The organism is Candidatus Bathyarchaeota archaeon, assembly GCA_018396705.1.
Lineage (GTDB): Archaea > Thermoproteota > Bathyarchaeia > Bathyarchaeales > Bathycorpusculaceae > DRVP01.
The window spans coordinates 213,804-229,967 of the sequence record JAGTQZ010000002.1; the positions used below are offsets into that span (position 1 = coordinate 213,804).

Consider the following 16,164-nt stretch of genomic DNA (forward strand, 5'->3'; position numbering starts at 1 on the left):
GATCATGTCGAAAAAACTTAAACTAAGCCTACCAAAATTCTCCGGTTTCAAACTGTCGCTCTCCTCAAAAAAGGAGATGACAGAGGAGGATGCTTGGCCGTTCAAAAGAACCGTCTGTGAAACATTAGAGGAAGCCATGACTGAACATCCATATTTAAAGAAATACTTAGAAAGTTTACCAGAAAAACCCAAGTACGTTTTAAACCTCGAGCTAGAAGAGTACGGAAAAGACGACAACATAGTCTATCCTTTAGGTTTAGGCATATACGCCCACATAGACATCGGCGGGGAAATCGGAAAATACAATATGGTGGAGCCTGAAAAACCAGACCGCAAACTTCTCGATGAAATTGAAGAAGCCGTCGCCGTGCTCATTGGCGACAAAGAGTATAAAGGGCAAAAAGAACACGTACTAGCCTCGCTTTTTAAACAAGCTATTAAAAAGAAAATGGTTAAAATTCCAAAAGAAAAAGATGAAAATGCGATTCTCTACCATTTTTTGAGAGAAAAAATTGGACATGGTTTCATTGACGGTTTTTTAGCAGATCCATGGTTAGAGGATGTCAGCATACCCGGAGAAGGTAAAGTTTTCGTTTACCATAAAATGTTTGGGCATCTTGAGACTAATGTTGATGTCTCAAAGGATGAGATTAACCGCCTTTTAAAAAACATATCTGAAAGGTATGGAAAAGTCCTAAGCTACACGCATCCAATAATCGACATACACCTGCCTGATGGCTCAAGGTTCAACATTGTCTACGGCGAGGACATAAGCCTAAGAGGAAGCAACTTTACCATAAGAAAGTTCCCAAAAGAACCGATTTCAGTTGCCCAGCTTATACGATGGAAAACAATGTCCCCCGAGTTAGGCGCCTACCTTTGGATGCTTTTTGAGATTGGAATATCCGCAATGGTTTGCGGAGAAACAGCGTCCGGTAAAACAACAACATTGAACGCTTTAATGGGTTTTATAAACTCGGACTCCAAAATCATAAGTATAGAAGAAACCCCGGAAGTCAATCTTTTCCATAAAAACTGGATTAGAGAGGTTACAAGGCTTCATACAGGTGCACCGGTAACAATGTTCGACCTTTTGAAGGCAGCCCTCCGCCAGAGGCCAGACTACATTATCGTAGGCGAAATTCGAGGCGAGGAAGGCCGAGTGGCATTTCAAGCCATTGAAACAGGCCACCCAGTTATTTCCACCATGCATGCTGGAACCTTAGGCCAACTCTTCCAGAGGCTTACATCCCATCCAATAGACGTCCCTAAAACTCACATTGATGGGTTGAACCTAGCAATTTTTCAGGCAAGGATGGAGCGGGGTAAACGGTTCATACGGAGGGTTACATCTGTAAACGAGATAATAGGATACGAGCCCGACGAAGGACGGTTAAACTATTTGCCAACATTCCTCTATGACCCAGACTTGGACAAAATAAGGTTTATGGGTTCAAGCTATCACCTTGAAACCAAGGTTTTGGCTTTCAGAGGCTGGGGTAAAGAGAGGCTGAGGGAACTTTACGACGAGTTAAGGGCTAGAGCTGAAATCTTAAGCTTTCTGGCAGAGAACTTTCCGCGGTACACAGACGTTTGGAAAACATGTATTGCTGTTCGGGAAAAAGGCGTCTGGGAAGTTTATCGAAGAGTTAAAGAGATGAAGGTTCCTTGGGAATAACTAAAAAAGCGGCAAAAACGTCAAGGGAAATTCTTTTATCCATTTTACTGCTGTTCCCGTCCTTACTATTTGCGATTTATTACATGTTTACTGGAAAAATTTTAGAGGCCGTCCTCGTTTTGCCAATGGGTTTAGGCATTTTACTAATCTTAAAACATATGGGCAGGCGGCGCCTTCCAAGAAGAGTGGATTTTAGCTTAACCACTACTATTTTTCACATGTATAGTTTGTCTCTGGGAGAAACCTCTCCAGATGACTTGGTTGGCACAATAGCTGAAAACAAGGAATATGGCTTTTACAGCCAAGTGTTTAGAAAAATCCGCAGTCTCGCAAAAGATTTTGGATACGGTATTACAAAGGCCACGGCGCATGTAGCTGAGGCTGTGAAGCCTCCCCTAAAGGATATACTTGTAAGGCTTACCAACGTGTTTTCAAGCGTCGAACCCCGCGGCTATTTGGAAATGGAATCTTCAATGTTGATTGAAGAGTATTCTGGATATTACACGCGGGCAATTGAAACATTAAAAACTCTTGGAGGAATATTCACTTCTTTCCAAAGCGTGACCGTCTTCCTAATAATGACTATTGTGATTATGGCAATTTTCATGATTGACCCAAGCGCTATAGTATTTGGCTATATAATTGCCGCATTTTCCGTCATAATGATGTATGTTCTTTTTAGGGCCTCTTCGCCGAGAGAGCGACTTGTATATATAGGAAGGTATCCTCCAAAACTTTATCTTGCCATGAAGTGGGGCTTAATTGCAACTGGAGCGTCCTCGACAACTCTTGCCATTTTACTGTATTTTTCAAAGGGCCCGCCTTTGGCTTTTACGACATTAGGCTTAGGCATAATTGTCCCTGGAATTTTTGGGTACATGCTGGAAAAACAGGTAAGCAAGATTGATAGGCATTACCCAACTTTTCTTAAGGCTCTCGGCGAGAACTTGGCCTCAACTTCAGATTTGAAGGCCGCCTTCTCATATATTATTCAGATGGAGCTTGGTCCTTTCAAAAAGCTTGTCAGAGAAGCCTTGGCTAGGTTGAGGCTTGGAATAGGCCATGAACAGACTTTAGAGACGCTTGCTTCTGAGGCGGCGTCCTATCAGGTTCACATCAGTAACAGAATTTTTTTGGATGCCTTAAGCCGGGGTGCTAATCCGCTTGAGATTGGCAACGCTCTTGGAAATCGTGTTGTGAGGTTTATTGAGTTTCGGAAGTCAAGAGACGTTGCGGCTAAGGGTTTTCAAATGATAGTGATGGTTATGCAGCCTTTAACTGTTATGCTGTTAATTGTTATGCAGGTGCTTGCAGACTTTATGTCAAAGTATTTAGTGAATCTGCCATACTTTGGTTTCAACGCCATTCCAATTCCAGTGATCGAAGTGGGCAACATAGCCCTAATTTTCATAATGGCAATAGTAAACGCATTAACAATAAAAGAGGTTTCAGGTGGCCACTGGGGCACTTTTCTATTAAACTTGGGCATACTTTTGACAGTCAGCGGTTTAACTTGGATGGCAGCCCACATGTTTATAGAATTTGCCTTGGGTTCCATGCCAAGCCTAGAACTGCCCGTGTAAGTAAAAGTCTTGTTAGGCAAGGTTTTGCCGCCATCGCTTTTAAACAGATTATAGTGGTTTTCTTTTTGACGCGAGATATGTATTATGAGTTCATATTCTGAGTTCGTATTCTGATTCGTGATTTTAAATAATGTTTATTATATCTTAATATACGCTATTCACTTGGTGGAGGTAGTGGTGGAGTAAGTAGAGTAGGTGGTAGAAAATATGAGAGAAAAACCAAACATTAAATGCCAAAAATGCGGACACGAATGGCACACCAAGTCTAGGCTTAAAATGGTGACATGCCCATCATGCAACCAGAAAACTCCAAACATCACGTTACATCCTCGCCGACGGGTAATCAAGGCTCTTGCACAAAGCAGACAAGCAATCATCGGCCTAGAAGCAGCCATAGTGCTAATCGCATTTGTCATTATAGCAGCAGCCTTCAGCTTCATGGTGGTCAACCAAGGCTTATATGCCACTGAAAGAGGCAAAGTAGTCATACAAGAAGGCCTAAAACAGGCTAGCACACCGTTAACCATAGATGGAACAACCTTTGTGAGAACAACGCCCGACGGCAGAACTGTAAATGTAATCATAGTCCCAGTGAAGGCCTTTGGGGTGAAGTTTGTTGCTTTTGGAAGAAATCAAACAGTTATAACCCTAAGAGTAGGTGAAAAAGCGTGGGCTAACGTATACTGCGGAGTGCTCTATAATAGCACCGACACAAGCAAGACTTATGATCCTTCACTGCGATATGGAAATGGCACACACTCCGTGAAATTTGACGATTTTGTTGGTTTTCGATATAACACCACTGCAGGAGTTTATGTAAATGGAACATATAATGAAGACCTAATTACTGGAGCTGTGCTCGCCATTGCAAACAGCAATGGTGACGAGGCCTTAGATACTGGTGAGAAGGGATATCTGCTGATAACCCTTGCAAGGGAGGACGTTGCCTCAGCCAGAACTGCAATAAATATTGAGATAAGGCTGGACAAAAGCGCCACTCTTTCAATTGAAATTACCATTCCAGAGTCCATGCCAGCCAACACCTACGTACCAATAATCTAGGAGGAAACAAAAGCATGACTAAAATGCGGAAAGATAGAAAAGGCGTTGTGGGCATTGAGGCCGCCATAGTTCTTATCGCCTTCATTATCGTCGCAGCTGCATTGAGCTATGTCGTCGTTAACATGGGCCTCTTCATAACGCAGAAAACTAAAGATACAATGCAGGAGGGTGTGGACGAATCCCAGAGTGCACTACAGCTGGACGGCATAATAGTTGGAAAGACAAATAACGAGCGTCAAGTGGAGTGGCTGATTTTGCCAGTTAAGTTGTCTGTTGGCAAAGCTGCTCTCGACTTCAAGAAAGAAGCCATTGTGATTTCGGTGTACTTGCCAAACGCAACATTGTTGAACATTTATAATGGGGTTTACATGAACGGAACACAGACTGAAACAGACTGCGACGTGCTAATAGCAAACCTCAGCAGACTCTATAAAATGAACGAAACAGACATGGCTATGTCCATAATTTACAACGGCAACGGCAATACTGTTCTTGAATCCACGGAGAAAGCCTTCATAATAATCCACTTGAACAGCACAGTGGCCGGCTTTCCGAGAATACGCCACACCCTAGTCGCTTATGAAACCGTAACCATAGAAGTTAGAGGCGCTAGAGGCGCAGTTTTGACAGTTGTGCGCACAATCCCCGGCGGATTGCTTGAAAACTCGTATGTGGATTTACGTTAGCACATAACCTTCTTTCTAGTCTGATTTTGAATCGGATTTTGTAATTTATTCAATATTTAGAATCGAAATTGTAAATTCTACAAATTCATATCGCCATTTCATAATCCTTAATATAAGTTCCAATAAAAACTGAAAACGCAAAACGGTGAATGAAAAATGAATTGGAAAAAAGTGCTGGTGAAAATAGCAAAACAGAAACGCGCCATGATAGGCTTAGAAGCCGCCATAATCCTCATAGCCTTCGTCATCATAGCCGGAGCCTTCAGCTTCATGGTCATAAACCAAGGCCTATTCGCAACAGAAAGAGGCAAAACAGTAGTCCAGGACAGCCTAAGACAATCAAGCACACCATTGATAGTGGACGGAAGCATATGTCTAAGAGCCAGCTCTCCAACAACAATAGACGCTATAGTAATCCCACTGAGGGCTTATGGTGTCAAGTACGTAGCACTTGGAAAAGAAGAAACCTCTGTAACCCTTCAAGTAGCCGGCAGTGCTTGGCCCAATGTATATGAAGGGATAAATGGAACATTCACCACAAGTGACAACTTTGACGACCTAGTTCAAAACGTAACTTCGGGTCATGCTGCATTGTTTATCCAAAACAGTAATGGCGACGAATCCTTGGATTCAAACGAAAAAGGCTTCTTAGTTTTATCATTAAGCAACACCGCATCTGCAAGAGCCCACATAGTTGTCGAAATCAAACCTGAAAAAGCTGCGCCGCTTACAATTGACTTCTATGTTCCAGAATCTTTGCCAATTCCAGAAGGTCAAACAACAAGCTGGGTGACGGTGGCGGGCTAAATGTTCGGCAAAAAACTGTTTAGGAATAAAAAGGGCATTGTGGGTGTTGAGGCTGCTATCGTGCTCATAGCCTTCCTGATAATCGCGGCGGCTCTCAGCTATGTTGTCATAAACATGGGCTTCTACACAACCCAGAAAACGAAGGAAACCATGCAAACAGGATTGGAAGAATCATTGACCGCTCTGCAACTGGACGGCGTAGTTACGGCAAGAACTAACGATTCGTCAAATCACATCCTCTACATACTGGTACCGGTTAAACTATCTGCGGGCAGAGGAGCAGTGGATCTCAGTAGTAGCTCAGTGGTAGTTTCAGTATATTTGCCAAACGCCACATTGATGAATATATATCAAGGCGCAAATCCGGGAACGACAGATGTTACATGGGACAAACTAAATGGCACTTTGAAGCTTGAAAATAATCAAGCTAAATTTGCGATATACAACGATGACGGTGACACTCTACTGGAATCAAATGAAAAGGCCTTCCTATTAATCCGCCTAAACGCAACAGATACCAATTATATGCTTGGAGAATATCAGACCATAAAGATTGAGGTTAGAACGGCGAAAGGCGCTGCCCTTACAGTGGTTCGCACAGCCCCCGGCGGCCTAGCATCAAAATCTTTCGTAGACTTAGGCTAAACGACCACCATCATATACTCCACCCTACTTCCACCCATTTTTTGGTAATAACTCTACCTCTCTTTTTCTTCACAATTTCCTTGTTCCATTTCATTTCCGGCTTTCAAGGCTTCTTCGATTTTTGCAAAGCGTCTCATCCCTAACCTTTTTCAAGGTTTCTAAGAGCAAGTATCCCATGGGCGTCTCATTTTCGTCAGTAACGTAAACCCATTTCATGCCGCTTCTATACCAGTTGAGCAGCGCCCGCGCATAAGCATCAAAACCTTCAGCCTCATTCTCCTCCACGTCCCCCAAGCGTGTTTAAGGCCACCAAAGCCGAACCTTATCTTTTGTCGCATAATTCTCATACTTGCTCTACATTACCATAAAAAGGTAGGGGTCAATACGTTTTGGCGTACGCGCAGCCTACACATAAACGCTGTCGATTCTAGCTACAATAAGGTTTAGATGAGACTTAATGCGGGACAGCGGATTTAGCCCGCTTAAGGTTTTGGAACGCTTTCTTTACATCCGCCAGCATTGAAATTGAAAATAAAATCAGCATTACTATGTGCGGAGCCATAAGCGCGGCTGGCACTCTTAACGGAAAAGCTAGAAACGTCGGCAGGAGAACAGTAAATGTTGGAATGGCTAAAACTATATTCAAGCGTCCGGGTTTAATTAGCAACTGTAAATCTTTGCTTCGCAGCATTTCAGCAAACATTACCAGAAAAGCCGTCCACTCAAGGGCTACGTTGACTGGACTTCTGATGTCCAAAGCAATTCCATATGTATAGCTGGTTATGGGCCAAAAAAGCTGCACGTTTCCTGTAAAGAAATCTCCCAACAATGAATGCTGAACTAAAGCCACTAAGTATGGAAATCCATTTTTCCCGAACAAAACAATGACAGGAATAAAAATGACGATGGCCACTAAAAGTGAGTGTGATGGACCGCGGTGATCGAGAAACGGAACCAAAAGGTCAATGTCTGGAATTACGGAAAGGGTTAAAACAATCGGTATACTAATTTGCGTCTTCGTGAAGCGTCCTGTCAATTTTGCAGTCAGATACCCTAATGCGAAGTGGCCTACAGCGTACAACTCAACTCCAGCCAAGCTTTCAATCATTTTAGGCATATTACATATAAGGCCCATTAATATGGCAATCGCTGGCTTTCACTTTTAAATCTAAAATAGCATAAGCTGACAAACCTTGACTGAGGCTAATTTCAATTAAATTTTTAATAATGCTTATCGACTAAGTTCACATAACTTCTTAGTCTGCAAGGATTGAAGTTCATATGGGAAGGGGACGAAGAGGAGAGGTTCAAATTCTGATAGATATTCTAACATTGTGCTCGAAGGGGGTGGGGGTGAAGATGACCCATTTGATGTATAAGGCTAATTTAAGTTACTCGACTCTTCACAGATATCTCAACTTTGCATTAAAACAGGACTTGATTAGTAAGGTTTGCAAAGATGACGGCTCCGTTGTTTATTGCATCACGGAAAAGGGCAAACTGCTTTTAGAAAAACTTAAAGATGTCAGGTACGTCCTGCAACCTTAAAACGGAAGGTTAAGTTAACTCGCATATGGCTATTTCTTTCTGTTTAGCCCTCAGCCGAACTTTCAACTCCAAGTCTTTAGAAGTGTAATTTCCAATAACCATATCCTGAATCTTTATCTCCCCAAACCTTGGAAGAACTATCTCTCCAGTGGGCGGCCTGCCCTCCTCAATCTTTTGACTTATGCTTAAAAGCCATTTAGACAGCTTTACCTCTCCGGTTTTCTCGTTGTATTTTATGAGGTTATGCTGGCTTAAGTCTGTTAAAATTGTGTGGAGCTTTTCTTTTGGAATATCTGTTTCTTTGGCTAAACTTTGGACGTTTTTTGTTTTCTGTTCCTCGATAAGTGTTAGAAGATCCACAATTGTTAGCATACTTGTAATTTTTCCGCAACCTTTATTAAGTGTTTAGGAATTTTTCGTCTATTTAAGCCTGCAAATTTTGTAGAAAAAATAGAAGATTCGTCTAGACAATTATCCTAGATTATTCATTCATACTAATTTATAAGGAGAAATGTGGCAAATACCCTCAGCTTAGGGGGAGGGAGAAGCGGTTAAACATTGAAGGCTAATATGGACTATTGTCGTTCAAGTCCGCTCCAGTGGGAGGGACATGTATATTGTTAACTGTCAAAGGTAGGGAAGAACGCGAAGAGTTTCTCCGCAAACTCAAAGAAGAATGGAAACTCATGTGGATGGAACGCTACGACGACAAGCTTAGAGCTGAAGGTGTCGCAGCCCGAGACTATCCACTGCTGTTTATGGATAGAGGCTTCGTAATTTTTGCAAGCAGAGACGCTAAAACACCAAGCTTCTCGGAAATTAAAGAGTTCTGGGCTTCCCAAGGGCTTGTTTATTCTCCTGATCCCGCAGTCGGCGGATGGAGAAAATTTGTTAAAACATTCATAGCTAATCAACAAAATTTAAGGCGTAGCAAAAGAGCGCAGCAATATGTTGAAGATAAAAGGGAAAGGCAGCAACAGCTGAAAAAGGGTGGAAGAGGCTGGCTTCACATAGTCTAAAAGGCTAACCTTCCCTACTTTGCATTTTTCTGCATTTTTGACTTCCTTCCGCTGTGTTTTTCCGGGTTATGCCACTTCAAGGGTGATTTTTTGGGCAGCTATAGAAGTCGACTAGACATTATAGCTGACATTCTTTCAGTTGTTAAGGGAAATGGCAGTGCAAAGAAAACCCAAATCATGTATGGGGCGAATTTAAGCTATACCGTTCTATCCAAGTATTTGGATGAACTTTTAAACGCTTGTCTCTTAAAATTTGAAAGCAACAAACGCCATTATGTGCTTACTGAGAAAGGCAAAAAGTTTCTGCAATACTATCGCGAATATTCTAGGCGAAACAAGCATGTTGAACGCCAACTGGAAACGGTGAACGCGAAACGAAAGATTTTGGAGGGACTTTGCTCTGCATAAAACCTTAAGCAATGTCATCTGCATACTAACATTTTCCATGCTTATTTCAATTTTTTGGGCATCACATGCCCTTTGCCTTAGTCAAAAAGACGCTGAGGTGGCAGTTCAATTTGCTGAAAGCAAGCTTTTAGACTGTTATAGAGTGGTTTATGAGGCTGAAAAGGCTGGCGCCAACGTGAGTGGTTTGCTTAAGGTTTTAAATGAGGCTGGCTGGCTTTTGTCTAGGGCTAAACTTGCCTACAGCAACGGCGATCTGAACCTGGCTTATGAATATGCCTTAAACTGCAGTCAAAAGCTTGAGGGAATAGCAAGCCAAGCCGATAACCTAAGGCTAGAGGCGGAACATGCTGGCCGAATGGACTTTTTAATCAACTATGTTGGCTCTGCCGTTGGCTCCTTGGCGGTTGCTGTCGGCGGCTATGCAGTTTGGATCCTCTTAAAGCGGCGTGAAAATCCTTAACTTGTAATAGGCGGGCTTCAGATTGAAAATTGTCGAGTATGGCCTCTTTTACTGGACGGTTGTAGGCGTTTTAGCTCTTCTTGCGGCTTCTCCATTCCTAAGCAGAGTCCTCATATATCCGCGGACAGAATTTTTCACAGAACTCTGGATCTTAGACGCAGACCACAAGGCTGAAAATTATCCGTCCAACATTACACGCGGCCAAAACTACACCATTTACCTGAGCATTGGAAACCATTTAGGCTACTGCGCCTATTATATGGTTCAGGTAAAATTTTTAAACTGGTCGCAGCTAGAGCTGATGCCGACTCGTTTTGGTCCTATCGAAAAACGTCTTCCAAGCAGTTTACCATCACTTTTCAATTTCACAGCCTTTGTAGCTGACGAGCAAGTTTATGAAACTCCAGTAACATTCTCCTTCAATTATACTTGGGATCAACCGCCTTCAAAAGTTGAACTTTCAAGTTTGATGTTTAATGGTATGTGGCTGAACATGAGTGACTATACGATATCTTGGAATACAGAAAAGCAAGGGTTTCGGGGGTTTCTGTTCTTTGAGCTGTGGCTATATAATAATTCAGCTGGCAGTTTCCAGTATCATGGGCGTTTTGTTGGATTATGGTTTAATATGACAGTTCAATAAATTCTTTGGATTAGGCCGTCGAAACCTGAATCAAAGCTTAATATTTGTTTGATTTTGTTTCTTTCTATGTGGGCAAGTGTTATGCAGTCTGTGAAGCTTAAGGGCTTATCCTTAAGGGTTTTGAATTTTTGCCATGCCAGTTCGAAGATTTCCTTCGTTGTCCAGAGCTTGATTATTCTAGGCGATTCAATAATGTACTTTCCTATGTCAATGGCTAAGTCATGCCTTCTCGTTCTTATTAGGGCTGTGGTTATGGCTTCGCCTATTATGTAGTCAGATGTGTATATGGCTCCGAACTCCGCTTTTAAAGCCTTCCTCATTAGTTCTTTGCTTCTTTGGTGCTGCTCATCATCTGCGTTTCTTAAAGCCACAAAAACTCCGGTGTCAATGAATATAGTCATGAATGCCCACCGCCATACAAAACCTCGTCTATACGCTTTGAGGAATCCCTCACTCCCCAATGAGTTGGGTTTTCAAGAGCTTTCCAAGCAGGGTCGTCTTCAAGAGGTGGAAGCGCCTTTAACCGTTTGATAATTTCTTCTTCATTTTCCAAAGCGTAATCGATCATTAGGCTTAAAGCTTCTTGAAGAGTTACTTTTAGACCTTCCCTAAGCAGTAGAGATGCAACGAACCTGTCCAGTTTTTCTTTTTTCTCCTGTTCCATCTTTATTGTTACAGACACTTTTCCACCAATAGAAAAGTGTAAATCTCTCTTAAAATACTTTGCTCCTTTTGCAACCACAATTCCACCGGTGATCATATGACGGAACGGGAATTGAGGGTCGCTGTTGTCGGCTTCGGCAAGATGGGCATGCTACATGCTGGAATTTTGAACGTTTTGCCAAGGGTGAAGCTTGTCGCCATATGTGAGAAAAGTGGGTTGATTCGGAAGTTTTTGAGAAAGGCTGTTAGGGATGTTAGGGTTGCTGACTGTGTTGAGGCATTTTCAGAGCTTGGTTTGGATGCTGTTTATGTGACTACGCCGATAGAGTCGCATTTCCAAGTTGTTAAAAGCCTCTATGAACACGGCATCTACTGCAATCTTTTTGTTGAGAAGACTCTTGCTTCAAATTTCAAAGAAGCCCAAGAGCTTTGCAGTTTAGCTGGGAAATTTGGCGGAGCCAACATGGTTGGATATTTGAGGCGTTTTTCCGTTACTTTTAGGAAGGCTAAGGGTTTGTTAGATGAGGGTGTTATCGGCAAACCTGTGTCTTTCAGGGCTTATGCCTACTCCTCCGATTTTTTCGGGATTGACGGAACCGCTAAGGTTCGAACGCCGAAGGTTGGAGTTGTCAGGGATTTAGGATGCCATGCGTTGGATTTGGCCTTATGGTTTTTTGGAGATTTACAGGTTGAAAATGCAGAGGTTAAGTCGGTTGTAAATGATGGTTCTGTGGATTCAGCCCACTTTGAGGTTAAGGCTTCTGACGATATTCTCGGCGAATTTGATGTTTCATGGTGTGTTGACGGCTATCGCATGCCTGAAGTTGGCTTTTTAGTTGAGGGTTCTAATGGCTGTTTAAGCGTGAACGATGATGAGTTGGCGATAACTTTGAAAAACGGAAGAAGGCAAAGATGGTTTAGGCATGATCTTGGCGAACAGGTTGGTTTCTGGCTTGGAAGCCCTGAATACTACCGTGAAAATGAAAGCTTCGTGAATGCTATTTTGCAAGGCAAAACTGCAGAGCCCTGTTTTGAGACTGCGGCTAAGGTTGACCGCTTAATAGATGAGGTTCTAGCTAAGGCTGATCGAATTGAATAGCCAAGATAAGGTTTTGCTTGTTGGCGATAACCCGTTCCATGGCATTAGCCATCTTTCGCAGGAAAGAAGCCGCACCAGAGGGGAAACGCCAACAAACCCTACGTATGCGGCTAGGCTTATAGGGCTGGCTGTTGAGAACGGCGCCAATGGTTTCATGTTTTCTGTAAGCGAGAAAACTCTAACGATTTTGGATTTTTTGCGAAAAAACGGTGAAAACAACGGGTTACGCCTTTATGTCATTGTGCCATACGCCTATGAATATGTTAGGCTGGCGTGCGCAGCCGGAGGAATCCCGGGCTTAGCCAAAAAACTGATTAAAGAAATTGTTTTTTCCGGAAACCTGCGCGCCGCCACCTCTGGCCTAAATGGAGTTTTTAGGTCGGATCCAGCTTCACTTGTCAAAACTTATCTGCTCTACGAAATTTCTAGGGTTAAGCGTTCAGCCGGCGGAAAGGCCAAGCTTGAATCCGTGTTGCTGCATCAGCTTATAACCGATTTATGTCTCAGTTTAGGCCTAGACTGGGTTTTTAGGCTTTACACAGAGTTTTTGTCGAAAGCTGGCATAATTCCAGGCTTTAACACTGGAAACTTCGCCTTTTTAGTGGAAAAGTTTAGAGAATGGAACATAAGCCTAGAAGACGTCGTGATTGCAGCACCGTTTAACAAAGTTGGTTTTCAAATGGTTCCGTCGAGGGAAGAATGTGAAAAGGCCTTGGAGAGCCTGACTAAACCTAGTGTTGTGGCTATAAGTATTTTGGCTGCCGGTTATTTGAAGCCTGAAGAAGCTGTAGACTACATTGCGGGTTTGCCAAACATTAAAGGTGTCGCTGTGGGCGTATCGAAAGAGAAGCATGCAACAGAAACTTTTAAGTTGTGTAGAATGAGACTTCTTTGAAGGTTTATGCGCTTATTTAGAATGTTAAAGTTGGGATTGGATGTAGGAAAAGTTTAGTATATGTTTAACTTTTCTTTCTTTGTGGTTTATATGAGGATTAGGAAGATTGGGCAGAAGGGGCAAATCGTGATTCCTAAAGTTATAAGGGAGTATGCGGGCATTAAGGCTGGCGATGAGGTTATAATGGAGGTTAGAGAGGGGGAAGTAATAATTCGGTCAGGCGTAGATCCTAAAGAATTTATTGAAAGTTTCTGTTTGGTTCCCGGGAAAAAATTAACTAAAAAAATTGACTTGAAAGGGTTGTCGGAACGGGAGGCTGAGGAAAGGTTTGCTTTACGTTGACTCCAATGTATTTCTGTATCCTAGTGTTTACGATTCTGAAATTATAGTAGAGGCAAAAAGTCTAAGGATTTTCCTTTGAAAATCGCTCAAGGAAGCGTTGAAGCTTGCACAGCAACAGTCACTTGGGATGAAATTGTCTGGGTTGTCCGCAAAATTTTTGGTTTTGAACTTTCCGTGGAGGAAGGTAAGAAGTTCCTTGCTTTTCCTAATTTGAAACTTTTAGGAGTTAAAAAAGCACAGTTTTCAAAGCGCAGGAAATTATGGAAAAATATTCAATCAAGCCTAGGGATGCAATTCACGTTGCAGTAGCCTTAGAAAATAATGTAACAGAAGTTGTAAGCTATGACCCTGATTTTGATAAAATTGAAAGATTTAAGAGAATTGAACCCTAAACCTACAAGCGGTAAAGCGGGATATAAAAGAACGTTTCTCACACCTTTAGAAGAAAGGATTATTTAGAAAATTAGGTTTGTTTCCAATGTTCAATTATGCATCGGTTCGCATGAGTCGTGAAATCTGATTTTAAAAGAGCGATTTGAATGTTACAGTTCGTATTCTTATGTTCTTTATTGATTTTCTTGGGAACCTATCTAGTCTACTGCTTTTATATTAGGAAATATGTTGGGAAGCCTTGGAATATTCGAGTGGATGAGGGTTTTGAGCCTGAAATATCTATTTTGGTTCCAGTTCACAATGAAGAGGCGAATATTGAAGCTAAATTAGAAAACCTTGGAAACGTCTCGTATCCAAAGAAGAAAATGGAGATAATCGTTGCTGACGATGCTTCAGAGGATAGCACCGTGGATAAGGTTGAAGGTTTTATTGAGAAACGCCCTGACATGCATATTAAGTTGGTGAGGCAAAATCCGCGTGCTGGGAAGTCGGCGGCTTTGAATAAAGCGTTGCAGGTGTCCACAAAACCTATTGTTGTGGTTTCTGATGCTGACACTCGGTGGCCTCCGGACATTTTGCGGAAGGCCCTGCCCTTTCTGGCTGATCCTAAGGTTGGCGCTGTTACTGGTAGGGGGGCAAACGTGAATGTTGGGGAGTCTTGGGTGACTAAAGCTGAGGAATCTTATTTGAAGCTTGCCAACTTCGTTAGACTTGGCGAATCGAAAATTCATTCAACGATTAGATTTGAGGGTGGTTTTTGCGCCTACAAGCGGGATGCCTTTGACGCTTTTGACTGTGAGACGGGTTCTGATGATTCTGGGACTGCTTTGAAAGTTGTTTTGAACGGTTATCGGAGCATATTGGTCCCCGAGGCAGTTTTCTATACTAGTTTTCCGTCAAGCTTATCCGTGAAGTTTAAGATTAAGCTTCGACGGGCCAACCAGTTGATTGGTTTATGGATTAAATGTCTAAGACTCATGGTCAAGGGAAAACTCTCTCTTCCGAAAAGGATAGCGTTGCCGGAAACTTTCTTGTTCATTTTCAACCCTGTCGTTTTCTTGATATTGACGGCAAGCGGCATAGCCCTAGTAATCATGAATTCGTTGTCCCCGTTTAGTTTGGCTATTGTTTTTTCGGTTTTGGGTTTGCTGGTTTTGGCTAGGCGTGTTTTTGTTGAATTTCTCGTTGATAATGTTATTTTGGCATGTGGCTTGTTGTCCTATCTATTTGGGCGGCGCTACATTGCCTGGAAAAGGCAAGTCTCAAATAGAGGTGTTATTAATTTAAACGACGCGCTATGAAAATCAAGCTTAAGTGCGTTGGTAAAAATTGCATAGACCCAAGGTTACGGTTGGCGTCTGCGTGAGAAATTGCGAAAATACTATCGGAAAGGCTATTGAAAGCATTATAAATCAAGATTATCCCCACGATTTTATGGAAATAATTTTTGTTGACGATGGAAGCAGCGATGATACTCTTTCAATAATTATGGATTACGTTTCCAAGATCGACCTGAGTGTGAAGGTTTTTCATCATAAATGGAGGGGGATAGGTTATTCGCGAAATGTTGTCGTAAAAAATGCGACCGGTGAGTATATCGTTTGGGTTGATGGTGACATGACAATTCCACCAAATTATGTAAGAAAGCTTGTTGAATTTATGGAAAATCATCCAAAAGTTGGGATAGCAAAAGGAAAACAATCTATTCAAACTGAATCATCATTTGTAGGCACGCTTGAAACATATTCGCGAGCGGCTAGTAGGATGGTGAATTATCAATCTGAAAAATCAAAATTCAAATCCCTTGGTACTGGAGGCGCAATTTATCGAATTGAAGCGATTAAAAAAGTTGGAGGTTTTGATGAACGGTTGAGAGGATATGGGGAAGATTTTGACGTCGAGTTGAGGGTAAAAGATGCAGGTTGGACTTTAGCGGTTGTTGATGCTTACTTTTCTGATTATGAAAGATCTAATTTAACTTGGAGGGAGTTGTGGAAAAGATATAGGCTTCGAGGCTATTATTCACGCTTATTCCTCCAAAAGCATAGAAGTGCAGTTAAGCTATACAAGACAATACCCATGATAGCCGTAATTGCAGGCCTTTTGGACGCAATAAAAATCTACAAAGTGGCAAATAAGAAAAAGTGCTTTTTACTGCCTTTTCTGTATTTATTTAAAATGAGTGCGTGGTGGAGTGGCTATTTACTACATAGTTTTTCTATGTGTACTTGAC

The 16,164-nt window shown here is 42.1% G+C and carries 23 protein-coding genes; 18 read left to right on the plus strand and 5 right to left on the minus strand.

Annotation, left to right across the window (positions count from 1 at the left end):
- Positions 1–4: 4 nt before the first annotated feature.
- The 6 genes from KEJ24_01920 to KEJ24_01945 all read left to right on the plus strand — a co-directional run bounded on the left by KEJ24_01920 (position 5) and on the right by KEJ24_01945 (position 6,461).
- On the plus strand, positions 5–1,678 hold the full coding sequence (locus tag KEJ24_01920; protein ID MBS7646583.1) for a type II/IV secretion system ATPase subunit: 1,674 nt from the start codon (positions 5–7) through the stop codon (positions 1,676–1,678).
- Positions 1,669–3,261: a hypothetical protein gene (locus KEJ24_01925; protein MBS7646584.1), complete on the plus strand. Its 1,593-nt coding sequence runs from the start codon at positions 1,669–1,671 to the stop codon at positions 3,259–3,261. The genes KEJ24_01920 and KEJ24_01925 overlap by 10 nt, the downstream gene beginning before the upstream one ends.
- A gap of 207 nt (positions 3,262–3,468) precedes the next feature.
- Positions 3,469–4,323, plus strand: a complete 855-nt coding sequence (locus KEJ24_01930) for a hypothetical protein (protein ID MBS7646585.1) — start codon at positions 3,469–3,471, stop codon at positions 4,321–4,323.
- Positions 4,324–4,337: 14 nt separating this feature from the next.
- Positions 4,338–5,009 (plus strand): hypothetical protein, encoded by a 672-nt coding sequence (locus tag KEJ24_01935; GenBank protein MBS7646586.1) that lies wholly within the window; start codon positions 4,338–4,340, stop codon positions 5,007–5,009.
- Between the two features lie 156 nt (positions 5,010–5,165).
- Positions 5,166–5,816 (plus strand): hypothetical protein, encoded by a 651-nt coding sequence (locus tag KEJ24_01940; protein MBS7646587.1) that lies wholly within the window; start codon positions 5,166–5,168, stop codon positions 5,814–5,816.
- Complete coding sequence (locus KEJ24_01945; protein MBS7646588.1) at positions 5,817–6,461, plus strand: flagellin; 645 nt, start codon at positions 5,817–5,819, stop codon at positions 6,459–6,461.
- A gap of 90 nt (positions 6,462–6,551) precedes the next feature.
- Here the strand turns inward: KEJ24_01945 and KEJ24_01950 are convergent, their stop codons facing one another.
- Together KEJ24_01950 and KEJ24_01955 are read right to left on the minus strand one after the other, a co-directional pair.
- Positions 6,552–6,746, minus strand: a complete 195-nt coding sequence (locus KEJ24_01950; protein ID MBS7646589.1) for a hypothetical protein — start codon at positions 6,744–6,746, stop codon at positions 6,552–6,554.
- 169 nt (positions 6,747–6,915) lie between these two features.
- Positions 6,916–7,578, minus strand: a complete 663-nt coding sequence (locus tag KEJ24_01955) for a metal-dependent hydrolase (GenBank protein ID MBS7646590.1) — start codon at positions 7,576–7,578, stop codon at positions 6,916–6,918.
- Positions 7,579–7,742: 164 nt separating this feature from the next.
- Here KEJ24_01955 and KEJ24_01960 point away from each other — a divergent pair, with 164 nt between their 5' ends.
- Entirely contained in the window at positions 7,743–8,009 is a 267-nt protein-coding gene (locus KEJ24_01960) for a hypothetical protein (GenBank protein MBS7646591.1), read from the plus strand.
- Between the two features lie 9 nt (positions 8,010–8,018).
- Here KEJ24_01960 and KEJ24_01965 read toward each other — a convergent pair whose 3' ends face one another.
- Positions 8,019–8,381, minus strand: coding sequence for a hypothetical protein (locus KEJ24_01965; GenBank protein MBS7646592.1), 363 nt, complete (start codon positions 8,379–8,381; stop codon positions 8,019–8,021).
- Between the two features lie 245 nt (positions 8,382–8,626).
- Here KEJ24_01965 and KEJ24_01970 point away from each other — a divergent pair, with 245 nt between their 5' ends.
- From KEJ24_01970 to KEJ24_01985, 4 genes are all read left to right on the plus strand, one after another.
- Positions 8,627–9,028 (plus strand): hypothetical protein, encoded by a 402-nt coding sequence (locus KEJ24_01970; GenBank protein MBS7646593.1) that lies wholly within the window; start codon positions 8,627–8,629, stop codon positions 9,026–9,028.
- A 90-nt stretch (positions 9,029–9,118) separates the two neighbouring features.
- Positions 9,119–9,436, plus strand: a complete 318-nt coding sequence (locus tag KEJ24_01975) for a winged helix-turn-helix domain-containing protein (protein ID MBS7646594.1) — start codon at positions 9,119–9,121, stop codon at positions 9,434–9,436.
- 97 nt (positions 9,437–9,533) lie between these two features.
- Entirely contained in the window at positions 9,534–9,896 is a 363-nt protein-coding gene (locus tag KEJ24_01980) for a hypothetical protein (protein ID MBS7646595.1), read from the plus strand.
- Positions 9,897–9,918: 22 nt separating this feature from the next.
- The gene (locus KEJ24_01985; GenBank protein ID MBS7646596.1) at positions 9,919–10,539 is read left to right on the plus strand and encodes a DUF1616 domain-containing protein; all 621 of its coding nucleotides are present in this window, start codon (positions 9,919–9,921) and stop codon (positions 10,537–10,539) included.
- On the opposite strand, the gene KEJ24_01990 is transcribed toward KEJ24_01985, so the two are convergent.
- Positions 10,533–10,940 carry a type II toxin-antitoxin system VapC family toxin gene (locus tag KEJ24_01990; GenBank protein ID MBS7646597.1) on the minus strand — a complete coding sequence of 136 codons (408 nt, stop codon included), beginning with the start codon at positions 10,938–10,940 and terminating at the stop codon, positions 10,533–10,535. The two genes, KEJ24_01985 and KEJ24_01990, sit on opposite strands and share 7 nt — an antisense overlap.
- The gene (locus KEJ24_01995) at positions 10,937–11,221 is read right to left on the minus strand and encodes a hypothetical protein (protein ID MBS7646598.1); all 285 of its coding nucleotides are present in this window, start codon (positions 11,219–11,221) and stop codon (positions 10,937–10,939) included. The genes KEJ24_01990 and KEJ24_01995 overlap by 4 nt, the downstream gene beginning before the upstream one ends.
- A 78-nt stretch (positions 11,222–11,299) precedes the next feature.
- Between KEJ24_01995 and KEJ24_02000 the strand changes: the two genes are divergently transcribed.
- From KEJ24_02000 to KEJ24_02030, 7 genes are all read left to right on the plus strand, one after another.
- Positions 11,300–12,301, plus strand: a complete 1,002-nt coding sequence (locus tag KEJ24_02000) for a Gfo/Idh/MocA family oxidoreductase (protein ID MBS7646599.1) — start codon at positions 11,300–11,302, stop codon at positions 12,299–12,301.
- Positions 12,294–13,196 carry a hypothetical protein gene (locus KEJ24_02005; GenBank protein ID MBS7646600.1) on the plus strand — a complete coding sequence of 301 codons (903 nt, stop codon included), beginning with the start codon at positions 12,294–12,296 and terminating at the stop codon, positions 13,194–13,196. Before KEJ24_02000 ends, KEJ24_02005 begins: the two co-directional genes overlap by 8 nt.
- Before the next feature lie 126 nt (positions 13,197–13,322).
- Positions 13,323–13,538 carry an AbrB/MazE/SpoVT family DNA-binding domain-containing protein gene (locus KEJ24_02010; protein MBS7646601.1) on the plus strand — a complete coding sequence of 72 codons (216 nt, stop codon included), beginning with the start codon at positions 13,323–13,325 and terminating at the stop codon, positions 13,536–13,538.
- A 75-nt stretch (positions 13,539–13,613) separates the two neighbouring features.
- Entirely contained in the window at positions 13,614–13,847 is a 234-nt protein-coding gene (locus KEJ24_02015) for a hypothetical protein (protein ID MBS7646602.1), read from the plus strand.
- Positions 13,799–13,930 (plus strand): type II toxin-antitoxin system VapC family toxin, encoded by a 132-nt coding sequence (locus KEJ24_02020; GenBank protein MBS7646603.1) that lies wholly within the window; start codon positions 13,799–13,801, stop codon positions 13,928–13,930. Before KEJ24_02015 ends, KEJ24_02020 begins: the two co-directional genes overlap by 49 nt.
- Positions 13,931–14,116: 186 nt before the next feature.
- Positions 14,117–15,232: a glycosyltransferase gene (locus KEJ24_02025; GenBank protein MBS7646604.1), complete on the plus strand. Its 1,116-nt coding sequence runs from the start codon at positions 14,117–14,119 to the stop codon at positions 15,230–15,232.
- Positions 15,233–15,293: 61 nt separating this feature from the next.
- On the plus strand, positions 15,294–16,163 hold the full coding sequence (locus KEJ24_02030) for a glycosyltransferase (protein MBS7646605.1): 870 nt from the start codon (positions 15,294–15,296) through the stop codon (positions 16,161–16,163).
- Position 16,164 lies beyond the last annotated feature (1 nt).